The following is an 18,155-nucleotide window of genomic DNA, read 5'->3' on the forward strand; positions in this document are numbered from 1 at the left end:
AACGAATTTAAGGATTACCTGTGAGCAAGTCCCTGCAAGCCATTCGTGGCATGAACGACATCCTGCCCGAGCAGACGCCCCTGTGGCGCTATTTCGAGGGCACCGTGGCGCGTTTGCTGGATAACTACGGTTACCGGCAGATCCGTATGCCGATCGTCGAGTTCACCGAGCTGTTCAAGCGCTCCATCGGCGAAGTGACCGACATCGTCGAAAAAGAGATGTACACCTTCGACGACCGCAACGGCGATTCCCTGACCCTGCGCCCCGAAGGCACAGCGGCGTGCGTGCGTGCGGTGCTCGAACACGGTATCACCGGCGGCGGCCAGGTGCAGAAACTCTGGTACATCGGCCCGATGTTCCGTCACGAGCGCCCGCAGAAGGGCCGTTATCGCCAGTTCCACCAGATTGGTCTCGAGGTGTTCAACCTCGAGGGGCCGGACATCGACGCCGAGCTGATCGTCATGACCTGGCGTCTGTGGGGCGAGCTGGGGCTGCGCGACGCGGTCAAGCTCGAGCTCAACAGCCTGGGTACCAGCGAGTCCCGTGGCCGCTACCGCGAGGCATTGGTGGAGTTTCTTTCCGCCCACCTGGACAAGCTCGACGAAGACAGCCAGCGCCGTCTGAAGACCAATCCGCTACGCGTGCTCGACACCAAGAATGCCGAGACCCAGGCGGTCCTGGTCGATGCGCCGAAAATGGCCGACTACCTCGACGACGAATCCCGTGCGCACTTCGAGGGGCTGAAGGCACGCCTGGACGCCGTTGGCATTCCTTACGTGATCAACCCCAAGTTGGTTCGCGGCCTGGATTACTACAGCAAGACCGTCTTCGAATGGGTCACCGACAAGCTCGGCGCCCAGGGCACCGTGTGTGCCGGCGGCCGCTACGACGGGTTGGTGGAACAGATGGGCGGCAAGCCGACCCCGGGCGTGGGCTTTGCCATGGGTATCGAGCGGCTGGTGTTGATGCTCGAAGCCCTGGACAAGGTGCCTGAAGAGCTTTCCCGCCAGGTCGACGTCTACCTGTGCGCCTTTGGCGAGGCCGCCGAACTGGCAGCCCTGGCCTTGAGCGAGCGGATCCGCGACCAGTTGCCCAACCTGCGCCTGCAGATCAACGCCGGCGCCGGTAGCTTCAAGAGCCAATTCAAGAAGGCCGACAAGAGCGGTGCGCTGTACGCACTGATCCTCGGTGACGACGAACTGGCCCAACAAGTGGTAGGTTTCAAACCCCTGCGTGGCCAGGGCGAACAACAAAGCATTGCCTGGGATGCGCTTGCTGCACACCTGGCCACCTGCGTCGTGCAGGGTTGAAGCTGTCAAACAGCCGATTTAGCGATTAAGGAGTATTGGGGTGTCGAGTACCGAAGATGAACAGCTGGCGGATTTGAAGGACTGGTGGACGCGCAACGGCAAGCCGCTGGTCACTGGCGGCCTGTTGGCGCTGGTCATCGTGTTCGGCTGGCAGGCCTACCAGAAATACCAGAGCAACCAGTCGCAAGGCGCCTCGGTGCTCTACCAGCAATTGCTGGAAACCACCCTGACCCCGGACGGCAAGCCTGACGCGGCCCGCGTGGCGGACCTGGCCGGCAAGCTGGACAAGGAATTCGGCGGCACCGCCTACGCGCAGTACGGTCGCCTGTTCGTGGCCAAGGTGGCGGTGGACAGCGGCAAGCTGGACGACGCGGCCACCGAGCTCAAAGGTATCGTCGACAAACCGGCCAACCCGACCCTGGGCGAAGTGGCGCGTCAGCGCCTGGCGCAGGTGCTGGCGGCACAGAACAAGGCCGAAGACGCCCTGAAACTGCTCGCCGGCGATGCCGACAAGGCGTTCCTGGCGACTCGCGAAGAACTCAAGGGCGACCTGCTGGTACAGCTGGGTCGTGCCGATGAGGCCTATGCGGCCTACCAAAAAGCCAAGGCTGCGCTGTCGGATGAAGCCGCAGTCGGTGGCCTGCAAATCAAGCTGGACGACCTGGCCAAAGGGGATGCGTGACGTGATCCGTTGGAAACATGCAGCATTGCTGGCCCTGGCCATTCTGGCCGCGGGTTGCAGCAGCAACAGCAAGAAAGAACTGCCTCCGGCCGAGCTGACCGACTTCAAAGAAGAAGTCGTGCTGCAGAAGCAGTGGAGCCGTTCCATCGGCGATGGCCAGGGTGAAACCTACAACATGCTGGTGCCGGCTATCGATGGCGACACCATCTATGCAGGCGACGTCACCGGTGTGGTGATGGCGATGGATCGCAGCAACGGCGACGTCAAATGGAAGAAAGATCTTGAACTGCCTGTTTCCGGCGCCGTTGGCGTGGGTTATGGCCTGGTCATGATCGGCACGCTCAAGGGCGAGATCGTCGCCCTGGACGCGAGCAGCGGTGAAGAGAAATGGCGCGCCCGCGTGACCAGTGAAGTGCTCGCACCGCCGGCCACCAACGGTGACGTGGTCGTGGTCCAGACCCAGGACGACCGTCTGATCGGCCTGGATGCCGCTACCGGCAACCAGCGCTGGTTGTATGACAGCACCCCGGCGGTCCTGACCCTGCGTGGCACCAGTGCGCCAGTCGTCACCAACCGCCTGGCGGTGGCTGGCTTGTCGACCGGTAAAGTGGTTGCCCTGGATATTTCCAATGGCGTGCCGGTGTGGGAACAGCGCGTGGCGATCCCGCAAGGTCGTTCGGAGCTGGAGCGTGTGGTCGACATCGACGGCGGCTTGCTGCTGTCCGGCGGTACACTGTACGTCGCCAGCTACCAGGGCCGTGTTGCGGCACTGGACCTGGAAAGCGGTCGTCCGCTGTGGCAGCGCGATGCGTCCAGCTACGCCGGTGTCGCCCAAGGCTTTGGCAGCGTCTACGTGAGCCTGTCCTCGGGCACCGTCGAAGGCGTTGACGAGCGTTCCACCACCGCACTGTGGAGCAACGACTCCCTGGCCCGTCGTCAACTGTCGGCCCCGGAAGTGTTCTCCAGCTACGTTGCAGTGGGTGACCTGGAAGGTTACCTGCACCTGCTCAGCCAGGTGGACGGTCGTTTCGTTGGCCGTGAGCGCATCGACAGCGACGGCCTGCGTGCCCGTCCGCTGGTGGTGGGCAACATGATCTATGTGTATGGCAACAGCGGCAAACTGGAAGCCCTGACCATCAAGTAAGACTATGCTTGGGGCTAATCCCCCAAGCGGCCTTGTTCACAAGGTTTGCAGTGCTTGCCCAGACTGCCCCGAGCACCAGCCGCTGCCTCGCAGCGGCTTTTGTATTTTCTGAAATAACGAAGTGGAGAGCCGTATGGTTCCCGTAATCGCCCTGGTGGGCCGACCGAACGTCGGCAAGTCCACCTTGTTCAATCGCCTGACCAGGACTCGCGACGCCATCGTCGGCGACTTGTCCGGTCTGACCCGTGATCGCCAATACGGTGAGGCCAAGTGGCAAGGGCGTACCTATATTCTGGTCGACACCGGCGGCATCTCCGGTGATGAACACGGCATGGACGAAAAAATGGCCGAGCAGTCGCTGCTCGCCATCGAAGAAGCCGATGTGGTGCTGTTCCTGGTAGACGCCAAGGCCGGTTTTACCGCCGCCGACCAGATGATCGCCGAGCATTTGCGCAAACGTAACAAGCGTTCCTATGTGGTCGCCAACAAGGTCGATAACATCGACCCGGACATGGCCCGCGCCGAGTTCGCCCCGTTGGGCATGGGTCAGGCGATCCCGATCGCCGGTGCCCACGGCCGTGGCATCACCCAGATGCTGGAAATCGCTCTGGAGAGCTTCCCGAAGGACGACGTGGAAGAACCGGAAGAGGGCGAGGAAGAGATCGTTGCCGAAGGCGAGGAAGCCAAGCGCATTCCGGGCCCGAGCGAAAAAGACGGGATCAAGATCGCCATCATCGGCCGCCCGAACGTGGGCAAGTCGACGCTGGTCAACCGCATGCTCGGTGAAGACCGGGTCATCGTCTACGACCAACCTGGCACCACCCGTGACAGCATCTACATTCCCTTCGAGCGTAACGAAGAGAAGTACACGCTGATCGACACGGCCGGTGTGCGCAAGCGCGGCAAGATCCACGAAGAAGTCGAAAAGTTCTCCGTGGTCAAGACCCTGCAGGCGATCAAAGACGCCAACGTGGTGATCTTCGTGATGGACGCCCGCGAGGGCGTGGTCGATCACGACCTCAACCTGCTGGGCTTCGCCCTGGAAGCCGGTCGTGCGCTGGTCATCGCGATCAACAAGTGGGACGGCATGACGCCGAGCGAGCGGGATTTCGTCAAGGTCGAATTGCAGCGTCGGCTGTTCTTCGTCGACTTCGCCGACATCCACTTCATCTCGGCCCTGCACGGTACCGGCGTGGGCAACCTCTATGCGTCGGTGCAGAACTCGTTCAAGTCGGCGGTCACCCGTTGGCCGACCAACCGCCTGACCCAGATCCTCGAAGACGCGGTAGGCGAGCACGCGCCACCGATGGTCAACAACCGCCGGATCAAGCTGCGTTACGCCCACTTGGGTGGTGCCAACCCGCCGATTATCGTGATTCACGGTAACCAGATCGAGAAGGTGCCCAAGTCGTACGTCCGCTACCTGGAAAACACCTATCGCCGCGTCCTGAAGCTGGTCGGCACGCCGATCCGCATCGAGTTCAAGGGCGGTGAGAACCCGTATGAAGGCAACAAGAACACGCTCACCGACCGCCAGGTCAACAAGAAGCGCCGCTTGATGTCGCACCACAAGAAGGCTGACAAGAAGCGTCGTGACAAGCGCTGATCCAGTCTGGATCTGAAAGTTGGGATGTTGATCTGTGGGAGCAAGGCTTGCCCGCGATGACCGCGCCGCGGTGTAACAGCTGAACCGCGTTATCGTTCATCGCGGGCAAGCCTTGCTCCCACAGGCATGAGTATTCAGCATGAAAAGGGTGCCCTGTGTGGCACCCTTTTTCATGCCCGGCGATTGGGCTATCCTCGAGCTCTCCCGCGCCGCACCTGAGCCGGGTGCAGACCAGGGAACCCTCGATGATCACCAGCAAGTTGCCGAATGTCGGCATCACTATTTTCACCCAGATGTCCCAGCTCGCCGCGCAGACCGGCGCGCTCAATCTGTCCCAGGGGTTTCCCGATTTCGATGGTCCGCAGGCCCTGCGCGATGCAGTTGGCCGGCATATTGCTCAAGGTCATAACCAATACTCGCCCATGACCGGCTTGCCGGCGCTGCGCGAGCAGATCGCGGCGAAGATTGCCCGCAGTTATGGCGTCAGCGTCGATGCCGATCAAGAAGTGACCGTGACCCCCGGCGCGACCCAGGCGATTTTCTGTGCCATTGCGGCCGTTGTGCACAGCGGCGACGAAGTGATCGTCTTCGACCCCAGCTACGACAGCTACGAACCTGCCGTGCAATTGGCTGGTGGGCGTTGCGTGCACGTGCCATTGGGCCTGGATGACTTCGCCATCGATTTTGAAAAGCTCGGCCAAGCCCTGAGCCCGCGCACGCGGATGATCATCCTCAACAGCCCCCACAACCCCAGCGGCGCCCTGATCAGCCACACTGAACTGGACCAGTTGGCGGCGCTGATTCGTGACCGCGACATTTACCTGGTCAGCGACGAGGTCTACGAACACCTGGTGTTCGACGGCGTCGCCCACGCCAGCGTCCTGGCCCATGAGGAGCTGTACCGGCGCGCCTTCGTGGTCAGTTCGTTCGGCAAGACCTACCACGTCACCGGTTGGAAAACCGGCTACGTGGTGGCGCCAGCGGCCCTGACGGCGGAACTGCGCAAGGTGCACCAGTACGTCAGCTTCTGTGGCGTGACGCCGTTGCAATACGCCCTGGCCGACTACATGGCCGAACATCCGGAACACGTCGATGAACTGCCGGACTTCTACCAGGCCAAGCGCGACCTGTTCTGCGATCTGCTGGCGCCGTCGCGGTTCAGCTTCAAGCGGGTGGCCGGCACTTATTTCCAGTTGGTGGATTATTCGCAAATCCGTCCGGACCTGAACGACGTCGACATGGCGGTGTGGATGACCCGCGAGCACGGCGTGGCAACGATTCCAATCTCGGTGTTCTACCAGAACCCACCACAAGGCCAGCGCCTGGTGCGCCTGTGCTTTGCCAAGCGCGAGGAGACGCTGCGCGAAGCGGCGGAAAAACTATGCGTGATCTGAGCACATTGCCCGACCTCAATATCGCCTTGGTCCAGACCACCTTGGCCTGGCACGACCGCCGGGCCAACCTGGAGCATTTCGAAGGTTTGCTGGAGCAGGCGCGTGGCGCGGACCTGATTATCCTGCCGGAGATGTTCACCACGGGCTTTTCCATGGAGTCCGAGACCTTGGCGGAAGCGGAGAACGGCCCGACACGCCAATGGCTCAAGGCCCAAGCCGCGAAGCTGGATGCGGTGATCACCGGCAGTGTGATCATCCAGGCCGCTGACGGCAGCCATCGCAATCGCCTGCTCTGGGCGCGGTCGGACGGTGAGGTGCTGCATTACGACAAGCGTCATCTGTTTCGCATGGCGGGGGAACACAATCACTACACGCCGGGTGACCGCCAGGTGCTGTTCGAACTCAAGGGCTGGCGCATTCGTCCGCTGATCTGCTACGACCTGCGCTTTCCGGTGTGGAGCCGCGATGCCGAGGACACCGACCTGCTGCTGTACACCGCCAACTGGCCCGGCGCGCGGCGTATGCACTGGAACCGGCTGCTGCCGGCCCGGGCGATCGAGAACCTGTGCTACGTGGCGGCGGTCAACCGCATCGGCACCGACGGCAAGGGTTTTGCCTACACCGGTGATAGTCAGGTGCTGGATTTCCAGGGCGAGACCCTGCTCAGCGCCGGCGAGGCCGATGGGGTATTTACGGTGTGTTTGAAGGCGGTGGACCTGGCGGCCTATCGCACGCGGTTTCCGGCGAACCTGGATGCCGATCGCTTCGAATTCACGAATTGAAACGATTCAGCCTCAAGGAGCAGTGTTGCGTGCCGATAACCGGTCAGCCAAGGAGAGAAGTCCCTATGACCAGTATCAGCGCAACCACCGTAAACCCTTACCCATTGTCAGCCCCTAAAGTCTCCATTCGCGGGGCTGAAGAGGAGAAAGCGGTCAGTCCAGTGGCATCGGCTGACAGCAGCGAAGACAAGGACAAGAAGCTGGAAGTCGACACCAGCGGCGCGAATATCGCAGGTGCGGGCGGCAGCAGTGGCAGCGGCGATGTTATCGAACAACTGAAGAAGCAGATCGAGCAGACCGAGAAGTTGCTGGCCGAACAGCAAGCTCAGCTGGCTCGGGTACAAAAAAGCCGGGCTGATGAGGAGCAGAAAGCCCAGGAAACCATGGCGATTCAGACCCAGATCATGGCGACCCAAGCGACTTTGCAGACCTTGCAGGCCGCGCTGTTGCAGGCGATGACCGTTTCGATCGATACCCATGCCTGACATCTCGGTTGCCTGAGAGGCCGCCATCGCGAGCAGGCTCGCTCCCACAGGGAGTCTGAGGTGGGCACAGGATTTCGGCCCCACTGAAGATCCAGTGTGGGAGCGAGCCTGCTCGCGATGAGGTCGGAACAGCCAGCGCAATAACATCAGCCAAACAAAAGGCCCCGAGGTTCACACCCCGGGGCCTTTTGCATTTCATCGATAGATCAGGCGGCCTTGGCCTCTGGCTGGCTCAGCGATCGGTTCAGCGCGCTGAACAGCGCCTTGAAGCTCGCCGTGGTGATGTTTTCATCGATCCCCACGCCGTGCACCGCACGCTCGCCGTTGACCCGCAGTTCGATGTACGCCGCCGCCTTGGCATTGGTGCCGGCGCCGATGGCGTGTTCGTTGTAGTCCATGATCTCCACCGGAATTGGCAGCCCGGCCACCAGCGCTTCCAGCGCGCCGTTGCCCTTGCCGCGCCAGTGCAGGTTGGTCTCGCCCTGGCCTTTGCTCGCCACTTCCACTTCCACGGCGCTGTGGCCGTTTTCTTCCTGCAGGCGATGGCTGACCAGCGCGTACGGGGTGTTGGCTTGCAGGTACTCGCTGTGGAGCAGGGCGTGGATCTGCTGGGCAGTCATTTCCAGGCCCAGGCGATCGGTTTCGCGCTGCACCACCTGGCTGAACTCGATCTGCATGCGACGCGGCAGGCTGATGCCGTATTCCTGTTCCAGCAGGTAGGCGATACCGCCCTTGCCGGACTGGCTGTTGACGCGAATCACCGCCTCGTAGCTGCGGCCGATGTCGGCCGGGTCGATCGGCAGGTACGGGACTTCCCACAGGGTGTCCGGTTTCTGCTGGGCAAAACCTTTGCGAATGGCGTCCTGGTGCGAGCCGGAGAACGCGGTGTGAACCAGGTCGCCAACGTACGGATGACGCGGGTGCACCGGGATCTGGTTGCATTCCTCGACCACTTTGCGCACGCCGTCGATGTCGGAGAAGTCCAGCTCAGGGTCGATGCCCTGGGTGTAAAGGTTCAGTGCCACGGTCACCAGGTCGACGTTACCGGTGCGCTCGCCGTTGCCGAACAGGCAGCCTTCGACACGGTCGGCGCCGGCCATCAGGCCCAGCTCGGTGGCGGCCACGCCGGTGCCACGGTCGTTGTGGGTGTGCAGGCTGATGAGCACGCTGTCACGACGAGTGATGTTGCGGTGGAACCACTCGATCTGGTCGGCGTAGATGTTCGGGGTGGCGACTTCCACGGTGGCGGGCAGGTTGAGGATCACCTTGCGCTCGGGCGTCGGGTTCCACACTTCGATCACCGCGTCGCAGACTTCCTTGGCGAACTCCAGCTCGGTGGCGCTGAAGGTTTCTGGCGAATACTCGAACTGCCACTGGGTTTCCGGCTGCTGCGCGGCGTATTTGACGAACAGCTTGGCCGCGTTCACCGCGATTTCCTTCACGCCTTCCTTGTCCTGGTTGAACACAATGCGGCGGAACGACGGGCAGGTGGCGTTATACAGGTGGACGATGGCTTTTTTCGCGCCGCGCAGGGACTCGAAGGTACGGGCGATCAGGTCTTCACGGGCCTGGGTCAGCACCTGGATGGTGGTGTCGTCCGGGATGTGGCCTTCTTCGATGAGAGTGCGCACGAAGTCGAAATCGGTCTGCGAAGCGGCTGGGAACGACGCCTCGATTTCCTTCACGCCCACCGCGACCAGGGTTTTCCAGAAGCGCAGCTTCTTGACCGCGTCCATCGGCTCGATCAGCGACTGGTTGCCGTCGCGCAGGTCGGAGCTGCACCAGATCGGCGCGGCGGTGATGGTCTTCGACGGCCAGGTGCGATCCGGCAGGTTGATGGTCGGGAAGGCGCGGTATTTGGAAGACGGGTCTTTGAGCATGCTCATGGGGAAATCCTTATTGTCGTGGCCGGAAAAAGGCGGCCTGCCGGTGGTTCGAATGGGGTGGCTTCGCAGCCGGGACGAGGTGCCGCGATTCAGCCCGGCAGTCGTGCGCTGACGAGGCACAGGCTGCGGTGCTGGCGAAGCTGGATGAGGGTGTGAGAGGTTTTCATGCCCTCAACCCTAACCGCGTGAGGGGCGGATCGCAAGCAGTCGGAAAAAATTGAGAGAAGTTCTGTTTTTGCGGAGGTTTGCGAGATTTAATCGCTCATATCTCGAATATTTGTCTTGGGAATTGCGTTGATGTTTAGAGCTTGGCAATTCCTGGAGTCGCGGTGATATGGCTGCCGTCATCGCGAGCAGGCTCGCTCCCACAGGGATTTCTGTTGGGCACAATGTTGTATTTACAAGAGATCCAAATGTGGGAGCGAGCCCGCTCGCGATGAGGCCAGTAGCCTCACCGCAAAAACTCAGGGTTGAAACGCGCCAATGAAAATCGCCGGATCCACCCGCGCATCGTTCAGGCTGATGTTCCAGTGCATGTGCGGCCCGGTCGCCCGACCGGTGGCGCCAACCTTGCCCACCACCGTGCCGCGGGCCAGTTGCTGGCCGACTTTCACGTCGATCTTCGACATGTGGCAGAACATGCTGATGAAGCCTTGGCCGTGATCGACGAATACCGTGTTTCCATTGAAGAAGTAATTGCCAGTGAGGATCACCTTGCCGGCGGCCGGGGTCTTGATCGGCGTGCCGGCGGGCACGGCGAAGTCCAGGCCGGCGTGGGGGTTGCGTTCTTCGCCGTTGAAGAACCGGCGCACGCCGAACTTGCTCGACAGCGGGCCGTTGACCGGTTTGTCCAGCAGCAGGTTACTGGGGATGTTCGGGCTGAAGCTGCGGTAGGCCTTCAGTTGCACGGCCAGTTCGGCGTCGATGCGCTTGAGATCCGCCGGGTTCGGGTTGACCTGGCGTTTGTTCTTCAGGGTGATGTGTTGCTCAGGGTACTTTTTATAGCCGACCACGAACGGTTGGGTGCTGCCGCCACTGCTGATCTGCTGAGTGCCGGGCTGGACCGTCAGCGGGATGCCGACAATCGCCAGCCAGTTGTCCTGTTCCTTGACCACCAACACCGGTTTGCCCTGGTAACTGGCCTTCGGCGCCTTGGCTGCGCTGCCCAGGTCCACCACAGCGACGCCGCCGGGCACCGGTTTGTTCAACAGGCGGGAGATGTAACTGTCGGCGTGGGCGTTGAAGGTCAGGCACAGCAAGAGCAATGGGGCGAGATATCGCGGCATGAATCAATCCAGTAAAGAAAGGGTGACCGGCGTCAGGTGATTGTCTTCGACCCGCACCAGCAGTTCGCCTTCGCCCAGCTTGGCAGTCAGGCGTTGGCCGGTCTGGGTTTGCCCGGCGCTACGGATGGCATGGCCGCGCTCGTCGAGCAAAATGCTGTAGCCCCGACCGAGGGTCGCCAGGGGGCTGACGATGTGCAACGTCTGCATCTGGTTGTGCAATTGCACGCGGCGTGTTTTCAGGCCTTCGCGCATGGCCCGGGGCAGGCGTTCGGCCAGGCTGTCCAGGCGCTGGCGCAGCAATGCCAGTTGCCGGCCCGGGTGTTGCCCGGCCAGGCGGGTTTCCAGGCGGATCAGGCGTTCGCGGCGGGTATTGAGGCTGCGTTCGAAGGCCCGGCGCAGGCGCATGTCCAGGTCGTCGAGGCGCTGGGCTTGCTGGCGCAGGCGTTCACCGGGATGACGCAGGCGCCGGGTGAGGCCTTCGAGGCGCAGTTGATCGCGCATCAACCGGTCGCGCATGCGCATCACCAGCCGGCGATGCAGGCTTTCGACCCGGCGCACCAGGTCGCCGGCATCGGGAGCCAGCAATTCGGCGGCGGCGGACGGGGTCGGGGCACGCACGTCGGCGACGAAATCGCTGATAGATACGTCGGTTTCATGGCCCACGGCGCTGACGATCGGCGTGACGCAGGCATCCACCGCCCGGGCCACGGCCTCTTCGTTGAAGCACCACAAGTCTTCCAGCGAACCGCCGCCCCGGGCCAGGATCAGCGCATCGAAGCCACGGGCATCGGCCAGTTTCAGGGCGCGGACGATTTGCGCGGTGGCTTCGCGGCCCTGCACTGCGGTGGGAATCAAGGTCAGGGATATCTGCGGCGCACGGCGGCGAAAGACGCTGATGATGTCGCGGATCACCGCGCCGGTGGGCGAACTGATGATGCCAATGCGTTGCGGGTGGGCCGGCAGCGGCACCTTGCGCTCGGCACTGAACAGGCCTTCGGCGCTGAGCTTTTCCTTCAGCGCCTCAAAGGCCAGGCGCAGGGCGCCATCGCCGGCCGGCTCCACGGTGTCGAGGATCAGTTGGTAGTCGCCACGGCCCTCGAACAGCGAGACCTTGCCGCGCACCTTCACCGCCAGCCCGTCCTTCAAGGCCTGGCGCACCCGCGCGGCGTTCTGCCGGAACAGCGCGCAGCGCACCTGGGCGCCGCTGTCCTTGAGGGTGAAATACACATGGCCGGACGCCGGGCGGGCAAGGTTGGAGATCTCGCCCTCGACCCAGATGTTGCTGAACACGTCTTCGAGCAACACCCGCGCGCGGCCGTTGAGCTGGCTGACAGTCAGGACCTCGCGGTCCAGGCCCAGTCGGGCAAAGGGATCTTTAATCATGGGCGGCATGATAAGGGCATTCGCCGATGAATCTCCATGCGTGCAGACAATTAGACCGAGTCGTCTGCATCGCGAGCAGGCTCGCTCCCACACTGGATCTTCGCTGCGACACAGATCCCCTGTGGGAGCGAGCCTGCTCGCGATAGCGGTGTATCAGCCACCACAAATACTGGATATGCCCCGACACATCTGGCTAAAGTCGCCGCTCTCCCCATCAAGGAAGTGCCGGATGAATCTTCTGTCATGGCTAGGCCAATGGGCATTCGCGCCAACGCAATGGCTGGTGATCGGCCTGGCCATCACCCTGGCCTACATCGTGTTCGGCATCGCCGGGTTCGGCACGGCGTTGGTGGCCGCCCCCGTCCTGCTGCTGTTCATGCCACTGTCGAAAATCATCCCGTTGCTGGTCTTGCTCGATTTTGTCGCGGCCTTCGGCAACCTGTTGCCATCGCGCCGGGACGTGTCTCGGCCTGAACTGTTGCGGTTGCTGCCGTGCATGGCGGTGGGCTGCACCCTGGGGGTGATTTTCCTGCTCAACCTCAAGTCCGACCTGTTGTTGCTGTTGATGGGGCTGTTCATCAGCAGTTATGCGATCTATAGCCTGTCGATAAAAACCCGGCCGAAGCAGCTGTCATCGCTGTGGGCGTTCCCGATGGGCACGGTGGGCGGGATGTTCGGCGCATTGTTTGGCAGCGGCGGCTTTTTATATGCGATCTACCTGAACAGCCGTCTGCCGAAGGACGCGGCCCGCGCCACGCAAAGTGCCTTGATCAGTTGCAGCACGGTGGTGCGCTTGAGCCTGTTTATCGTGGCCGGGGTGTATGCCGAGCTACCCTTGTTGGTACTGGCGCTGTGTTTGTTGCCGGCCATGGCGCTGGGGTTGTGGGTAGGGCGGCGCTTGACCATGAAGATGTCACGAGAGGCGTTCGTGCGGTTGGTCACCTGGCTGGTGCTTGCCAGCGGCCTTGCGTTGATTGTGCGCTACCTGAGTGCTTGACCTGGCCCCGCCAGGGATTAAGCTGCCGGCCTTCGATCAGACCCTGCCAGGGAAACAGCCAGGCCTCGCCATGAACTCGCAAAGCATCATTGTTCCGAAAATTTCCACCCTGCCGGTCCACGAGCCTCGGGCCCGGGCGATCGTGCGCTGGCTGGTGCGCAAGAATATCGTCGAAGAACAGCTGACCACCTGCGGGCGCACCGGCAATCGCATGGCCCACGCCATCGCCTCTGGTGCCCGCGAAGTGGTCATGCACCCCGAAGCCTTGCCGTTCGGTGAGTCGATCAATGGCCTGGAGATCATCACCAAGCGGTGCATCTATACGCCGGCCAAGGGCTTTCTCGAAGAGGCCGGCTGCGCCGAGTGCCGCAAGGAAATCGGCGAAGCGCTGTTCGAGAGCCTGGAAGACTGGATGCCGGCGCGTACCGACAACTTCACTTGTCCCGAATGTGGCCATGAAGATGACATCAATGGATTTCTGTTTCTGCAGCCCTGCGGCTTTTCCAACCTGGGGTTCATCTTCAACAACTGGCTGGAGGCGGGGTTCAAGCAGGCGTTTCTGGATGAATTCGCCGATTGGCTGGATCAGCCGGTGAGTTGGGTGAAGGTGGAGTTGTAGCGAGCAACACACACTGGGGCGATGAATACACAACCCCTGTGGCGAGGGAGCTTGCTCCCGCTGGGCTGCGAAGCGGCCCTGAGATGTTTGCGGTCGCTGCGCAATCGAGCGGGAGCAAGCTCCCTCGCCACGGGTTCGGCGTATGGTCGGAGTGCAGTGATTTAGCCCGTCAATCACCCCGCCAATAATAGACAGAGTTTTACATTGAGCCAGACGGGGTCCATGAGTATAATGGCGCGCTTCCATTTTCCCGCTCGGGAGCCCCCGCGATGCTGCGTATCAGCCAAGAAGCTCTGACCTTCGACGACATTCTCCTAGTGCCCGGTTATTCCGAGGTACTGCCTAACGAAGTCAGTCTCAAAACCCGTCTCACCCGTGGCATCGAACTGAATATCCCCCTGGTTTCCGCCGCCATGGACACCGTGACCGAAGCCCGTCTGGCCATTGCCATGGCCCAGGAAGGCGGTATCGGTATCATCCACAAGAACATGACCATCGAACAGCAGGCCGCCGAAGTGCGCAAGGTCAAGCGGTTCGAGGCTGGCGTGGTCAAGGATCCGATCACCATCGAGGCTGACGCCACGGTCCGGGATCTGTTCGAACTGACCCGCATGCACAACATCTCCGGCGTTCCGGTGCTGCACGATGGCGACCTGGTCGGCATCGTCACCTCTCGCGACGTGCGCTTCGAGAACCGCCTGGATGCCACCGTCCGCCAAGTGATGACGCCTAAAGAGCGCCTGGTCACGGTCAAGGAAGGCACCAGCAAGGACGAAGTTCGTGAGTTGCTGCACAAGCACCGCATCGAGCGCGTGCTGATCGTCGACGACAAATTCGCCCTCAAGGGCATGATGACCGTCAACGACATCGAAAAAGCCAAGGCCTACCCGCTGGCGAGCAAGGACGACCAGGGTCGTCTGCGCGTCGGCGCTGCGGTCGGCACCGGCAAGGACACCGGTGATCGTGTCGCCGCCCTGGTCAATGCCGGCGTCGACGTGGTGGTGGTCGACACCGCCCACGGTCACTCCAAAGGCGTGATCGACCGCGTTCGCTGGGTCAAGCAGAACTTCCCGGAAGTGCAGGTGATCGGCGGCAACATTGCCACCGGCGCTGCGGCCAAGGCCCTGGCCGAAGCCGGCGCCGACGCGGTCAAGGTCGGTATCGGCCCAGGCTCGATCTGCACCACCCGCATCGTCGCCGGTGTCGGCGTGCCACAGATCAGCGCCATCGCCAACGTCGCCGCTGCCCTTGAAGGCACTGGCGTACCGTTGATCGCCGACGGCGGCATCCGGTTCTCCGGTGACCTGTCCAAGGCCATCGTCGCCGGTGCCTCCTGTGTGATGATGGGTTCGATGTTCGCCGGTACCGAAGAAGCACCGGGCGAGATCGAACTGTTCCAGGGCCGTAGCTACAAGGCCTACCGCGGCATGGGTTCGCTGGGCGCCATGTCCCAGGCCCAGGGCTCTTCCGACCGTTACTTCCAGGACTCCTCCGCGGGTGCCGAGAAGCTGGTGCCGGAAGGCATCGAAGGTCGCGTGCCGTACAAAGGCACCCTGAGCGCCATCATCCATCAACTGATGGGCGGCCTGCGCTCTTCCATGGGCTACACCGGCAGCGCCAACATCGAAGAGATGCGCACCAAGCCGGAATTCGTGCGCATCACCGGTGCCGGTATGGCCGAGTCCCATGTCCACGACGTGCAGATCACCAAGGAAGCGCCGAACTACCGCGTAGGTTAAGGCTTCCAGCAAAACGTTAATCACCGGGGCTGTTCATTCAGCCCCGAGTTGTTTCTGATTCACTACATGAGAATGAGTCATGGCCCTCGACATTCACGCTCACCGCATCCTGATCCTCGACTTCGGTTCCCAGTACACCCAGCTGATCGCCCGCCGCGTGCGTGAAATCGGCGTGTACTGCGAATTGCATCCGTTCGACATGGATGACGAAGCGATTCGCGAATTCGCGCCTAAAGGCGTCATCCTCGCTGGCGGCCCCGAGTCCGTGCACGAAGCCGACAGCCCGCGCTGCCCGCAAGCGGTGTTCGACCTGGGCGTGCCGGTCTTCGGTATCTGCTACGGCATGCAGACCATGGCTGAACAACTGGGCGGCAAGGTCGAAGGTTCCGACCTGCGTGAGTTCGGTTATGCCCGCGTCGATGTGGTCGGCAAGAGCCGCCTGCTGGACGGCATCGAGGACCACGTCGACGCCGACGGCCTGTTCGGCCTGGACGTATGGATGAGCCACGGTGACAAGGTCACCAAGATGCCGGAAGACTTCCACATCCTGGCCAGCACCCCGAGCTGCCCGATTGCCGGTATGTTCAACGATGATCGTCGCTACTACGGCGTGCAGTTCCACCCGGAAGTGACCCACACCAAGCAAGGCGGCCGCATCCTGTCGCGCTTCATCCTCGACATCTGCGGATGCGAAGCCCTGTGGACCCCGTCGAAAATCGCGGAAGACGCCATCGCCCAGGTCCGTGCTCAAGTCGGCACCGACAACGTGCTGCTGGGCCTGTCCGGCGGTGTGGACTCCTCTGTGGTCGCGGCGCTGTTGCACAAGGCCATTGGCGACCAGCTGACCTGCGTCTTCGTCGACAACGGCCTGCTGCGCCTGCACGAAGGCGAGCAAGTGATGGCCATGTTCGCCGAGAACATGGGCGTCAAGGTGATCCGCGCCAACGCCGAAGAGCAGTTCCTGAACAACCTGGCCGGCGAGTCCGACCCGGAGAAGAAGCGCAAGATCATCGGCCGTACCTTCATCGACGTGTTCGATGCCGAATCCTGCAAGCTGGACAACATCAAGTACCTGGCCCAGGGCACCATCTACCCCGACGTGATCGAGTCGGCCGGCGCCAAGAGCGGCAAGGCCCACGTGATCAAGTCCCACCACAACGTCGGTGGCCTGCCGGAAGAGATGAACCTCAAGCTGGTCGAGCCGCTGCGCGAACTGTTCAAGGACGAAGTACGTCGCCTCGGCCTGGAGCTGGGCCTGCCGTACGACATGGTCTACCGCCACCCATTCCCGGGCCCGGGCCTGGGCGTGCGGATCCTCGGTGAAGTGAAGAAGGAATACGCCGACCTGCTGCGTCGCGCCGACCACATCTTCATCGAAGAACTGCGCAAGGCCGACTGGTACCACAAGGTCAGCCAGGCCTTCGTGGTGTTCCAACCGGTGAAATCGGTGGGCGTGGTTGGCGATGGCCGTCGTTACGCCTGGGTCGTGGCCCTGCGTGCCGTGGAAACCATCGACTTCATGACCGCTCGCTGGGCACACCTGCCGTACGAGCTGCTGGAAACCGTTTCCGGGCGCATCATCAACGAAATCGAAGGCATCTCCCGCGTCACGTATGACGTGTCGAGCAAGCCGCCGGCGACGATTGAGTGGGAATGATGGGGCGTCCGACATTGTCCGGCACCCATTAGCAGAAAATGCCCTGAAGCCCGCGTAATTGCGGGCTTTTGGCTTTTTTGGGCTGGCCAGTTCTGGCCGCTTTGTGCATCGCCGAGACCGTGTTTTCCATAGCCCACTCCATGCTGTTTGCCGACGCTAGGGTGACCCTTCCTGGGGGCCTAGAGCTGATCGAACGGTTTTCGATCCAGGAGACAGTCGATGAACGCCCCTAGGAGGGCTGGTCGATGCTGGCGGCTCGGATAGTAGAGGAACAGCCCCGGGCGCGAAATCGACCAGTCCGGCAGGACCTGGACCAGCCGCCCCTGGGTCAAGAGCTCGCCCACGCCATCTCGCTCAAAGTGATAGGCAATGCCGAGCCCGTTCAGCGCAGCAGCAATGCCGATGTCAGCATGATTGGTGACGACGGGGCCGTCCACCGCCACTTCGAGTCGTTGCCCTCGTTTCTTGAACTCCCAGCGATATTGCCTGCCGTCCATCTGGAGCCGCCAGTTGATGCATGTATGGTTATGCAAATCGGCGGGCGACTTGGGGGTTCCTCTACGGGCGATATAGTCCGGGGAGGCCACGGCCACCATGTTCAGGTCCGGCGTGAGGCGGACGGCAACCATGTCTTTCTCGAGCTGCCCACCCACGCGGATGCCCGCATCAAAGCGGCCCGCGACGATATCGGCGAGCGCGTCGTCGACCACGATGTCGAGAACCACGTCAGGGTGTGCTTGATGGAAGCGTGAAAGCCGGGGCGCGATGATGGTCCGCGCTGCGATCCCCAGCGTGTTGATGCGAAGCGTGCCGCTCATCTGTCCTGTCGCCTCACTGGCTTGGGCGACTGCAGCAGCCATCTCCCGAAACAATGGCGCTATGCGCCTGTAGAGCAGTTCGCCACTGGCCGATGGCGCGACGCTTCGAGTTGTGCGATTCAGAAGGCGAGCGCCGATGCGGCCTTCGAGTTGCCGGATGGTCTGGCTGAGTGCCGACGGCGATAGGCCCAAATGCTCTGCAGCTCGGGCAAAGCTCTGGCGTTCCACGACGGCTACGAAAGCCTTCAGTTCAGCGAAGTCGGATCCGCGCATTATGTATCGTTTCCTAAGCAACCTATAAAGATTCTAGCGTATTCACTGAATTCAAGTAGACGCGCATCCTGAGGCCTTCGCTGACCCCATGGAG

15 protein-coding genes are annotated in these 18,155 nt (G+C 62.1%); 11 read left to right on the top strand and 4 right to left on the bottom strand.

What is annotated here, in order from left to right:
• The first annotated feature begins 20 nt into the window (after positions 1-20).
• From hisS to PBDP_RS05170, 7 genes are all read left to right on the top strand, one after another.
• Complete coding sequence (hisS, locus tag PBDP_RS05140) at positions 21-1,310, top strand: histidine--tRNA ligase (protein WP_109753621.1); 1,290 nt, start codon at positions 21-23, stop codon at positions 1,308-1,310.
• Positions 1,311-1,350: 40 nt separating this feature from the next.
• The gene (locus PBDP_RS05145) at positions 1,351-1,992 is read left to right on the top strand and encodes a YfgM family protein (RefSeq protein ID WP_116831519.1); all 642 of its coding nucleotides are present in this window, start codon (positions 1,351-1,353) and stop codon (positions 1,990-1,992) included.
• The gene (gene bamB, locus PBDP_RS05150) at positions 1,985-3,136 is read left to right on the top strand and encodes an outer membrane protein assembly factor BamB (protein ID WP_109753623.1); all 1,152 of its coding nucleotides are present in this window, start codon (positions 1,985-1,987) and stop codon (positions 3,134-3,136) included. The genes PBDP_RS05145 and bamB overlap by 8 nt, the downstream gene beginning before the upstream one ends.
• Positions 3,137-3,269: 133 nt before the next feature.
• Positions 3,270-4,742: a ribosome biogenesis GTPase Der gene (gene der, locus PBDP_RS05155; RefSeq protein ID WP_063322847.1), complete on the top strand. Its 1,473-nt coding sequence runs from the start codon at positions 3,270-3,272 to the stop codon at positions 4,740-4,742.
• A gap of 245 nt (positions 4,743-4,987) precedes the next feature.
• Complete coding sequence (locus PBDP_RS05160) at positions 4,988-6,136, top strand: pyridoxal phosphate-dependent aminotransferase (protein ID WP_109753624.1); 1,149 nt, start codon at positions 4,988-4,990, stop codon at positions 6,134-6,136.
• Positions 6,124-6,918, top strand: a complete 795-nt coding sequence (locus tag PBDP_RS05165; protein WP_212801917.1) for an amidohydrolase — start codon at positions 6,124-6,126, stop codon at positions 6,916-6,918. Before PBDP_RS05160 ends, PBDP_RS05165 begins: the two co-directional genes overlap by 13 nt.
• Positions 6,919-6,983: 65 nt before the next feature.
• A complete protein-coding gene (locus tag PBDP_RS05170; RefSeq protein ID WP_109753626.1) occupies positions 6,984-7,403 on the top strand; it encodes a hypothetical protein in 420 nt (139 codons plus the stop codon).
• Positions 7,404-7,609: 206 nt separating this feature from the next.
• On the opposite strand, the gene leuA is transcribed toward PBDP_RS05170, so the two are convergent.
• The 3 genes from leuA to xseA form a co-directional block, all read right to left on the bottom strand.
• Positions 7,610-9,289, bottom strand: coding sequence for a 2-isopropylmalate synthase (leuA, locus tag PBDP_RS05175; RefSeq protein WP_109753627.1), 1,680 nt, complete (start codon positions 9,287-9,289; stop codon positions 7,610-7,612).
• 464 nt (positions 9,290-9,753) lie between these two features.
• On the bottom strand, positions 9,754-10,575 hold the full coding sequence (locus PBDP_RS05180; RefSeq protein ID WP_109753628.1) for a peptidoglycan DD-metalloendopeptidase family protein: 822 nt from the start codon (positions 10,573-10,575) through the stop codon (positions 9,754-9,756).
• A gap of 3 nt (positions 10,576-10,578) precedes the next feature.
• Positions 10,579-11,958, bottom strand: coding sequence for an exodeoxyribonuclease VII large subunit (gene xseA, locus PBDP_RS05185; protein WP_116834181.1), 1,380 nt, complete (start codon positions 11,956-11,958; stop codon positions 10,579-10,581).
• Positions 11,959-12,187: 229 nt separating this feature from the next.
• Here xseA and PBDP_RS05190 point away from each other — a divergent pair, with 229 nt between their 5' ends.
• From PBDP_RS05190 to guaA, 4 genes are all read left to right on the top strand, one after another.
• On the top strand, positions 12,188-12,955 hold the full coding sequence (locus PBDP_RS05190) for a sulfite exporter TauE/SafE family protein (protein WP_212801918.1): 768 nt from the start codon (positions 12,188-12,190) through the stop codon (positions 12,953-12,955).
• 70 nt (positions 12,956-13,025) lie between these two features.
• The gene (locus PBDP_RS05195) at positions 13,026-13,574 is read left to right on the top strand and encodes a sugar ABC transporter ATPase (RefSeq protein WP_212801919.1); all 549 of its coding nucleotides are present in this window, start codon (positions 13,026-13,028) and stop codon (positions 13,572-13,574) included.
• 269 nt (positions 13,575-13,843) lie between these two features.
• Positions 13,844-15,313 (top strand): IMP dehydrogenase, encoded by a 1,470-nt coding sequence (gene guaB, locus PBDP_RS05200; protein ID WP_212801920.1) that lies wholly within the window; start codon positions 13,844-13,846, stop codon positions 15,311-15,313.
• A 79-nt stretch (positions 15,314-15,392) separates the two neighbouring features.
• Positions 15,393-16,970, top strand: coding sequence for a glutamine-hydrolyzing GMP synthase (gene guaA / locus PBDP_RS05205; protein WP_045155136.1), 1,578 nt, complete (start codon positions 15,393-15,395; stop codon positions 16,968-16,970).
• Between the two features lie 179 nt (positions 16,971-17,149).
• Here guaA and PBDP_RS05210 read toward each other — a convergent pair whose 3' ends face one another.
• The gene (locus PBDP_RS05210; protein WP_109753632.1) at positions 17,150-18,061 is read right to left on the bottom strand and encodes a LysR family transcriptional regulator; all 912 of its coding nucleotides are present in this window, start codon (positions 18,059-18,061) and stop codon (positions 17,150-17,152) included.
• Between the last annotated feature and the right edge of the window lie 94 nt (positions 18,062-18,155).

It is taken from the genome of Pseudomonas sp. St290, assembly GCF_018325805.1.
In the GTDB taxonomy this organism is placed as follows: domain Bacteria; phylum Pseudomonadota; class Gammaproteobacteria; order Pseudomonadales; family Pseudomonadaceae; genus Aquipseudomonas; species Aquipseudomonas bijieensis.

Coding starts and splice junctions, on each gene's coding strand:
- PBDP_RS05160 (WP_109753624.1), top strand. CDS start 4,988: ATGATCACCAGCAAGTTGCCGAATGTCGGCATCACTATTTTCACCCAG.
- PBDP_RS05170 (WP_109753626.1), top strand. CDS start 6,984: ATGACCAGTATCAGCGCAACCACCGTAAACCCTTACCCATTGTCAGCC.
- leuA (WP_109753627.1), bottom strand. CDS start 9,289: ATGAGCATGCTCAAAGACCCGTCTTCCAAATACCGCGCCTTCCCGACC.
- PBDP_RS05195 (WP_212801919.1), top strand. CDS start 13,026: ATGAACTCGCAAAGCATCATTGTTCCGAAAATTTCCACCCTGCCGGTC.
- PBDP_RS05180 (WP_109753628.1), bottom strand. CDS start 10,575: ATGCCGCGATATCTCGCCCCATTGCTCTTGCTGTGCCTGACCTTCAAC.
- PBDP_RS05165 (WP_212801917.1), top strand. CDS start 6,124: ATGCGTGATCTGAGCACATTGCCCGACCTCAATATCGCCTTGGTCCAG.
- guaB (WP_212801920.1), top strand. CDS start 13,844: ATGCTGCGTATCAGCCAAGAAGCTCTGACCTTCGACGACATTCTCCTA.
- PBDP_RS05190 (WP_212801918.1), top strand. CDS start 12,188: ATGAATCTTCTGTCATGGCTAGGCCAATGGGCATTCGCGCCAACGCAA.
- guaA (WP_045155136.1), top strand. CDS start 15,393: ATGGCCCTCGACATTCACGCTCACCGCATCCTGATCCTCGACTTCGGT.
- xseA (WP_116834181.1), bottom strand. CDS start 11,958: ATGATTAAAGATCCCTTTGCCCGACTGGGCCTGGACCGCGAGGTCCTG.
- bamB (WP_109753623.1), top strand. CDS start 1,985: ATGCGTGACGTGATCCGTTGGAAACATGCAGCATTGCTGGCCCTGGCC.
- der (WP_063322847.1), top strand. CDS start 3,270: ATGGTTCCCGTAATCGCCCTGGTGGGCCGACCGAACGTCGGCAAGTCC.
- PBDP_RS05210 (WP_109753632.1), bottom strand. CDS start 18,061: ATGCGCGGATCCGACTTCGCTGAACTGAAGGCTTTCGTAGCCGTCGTG.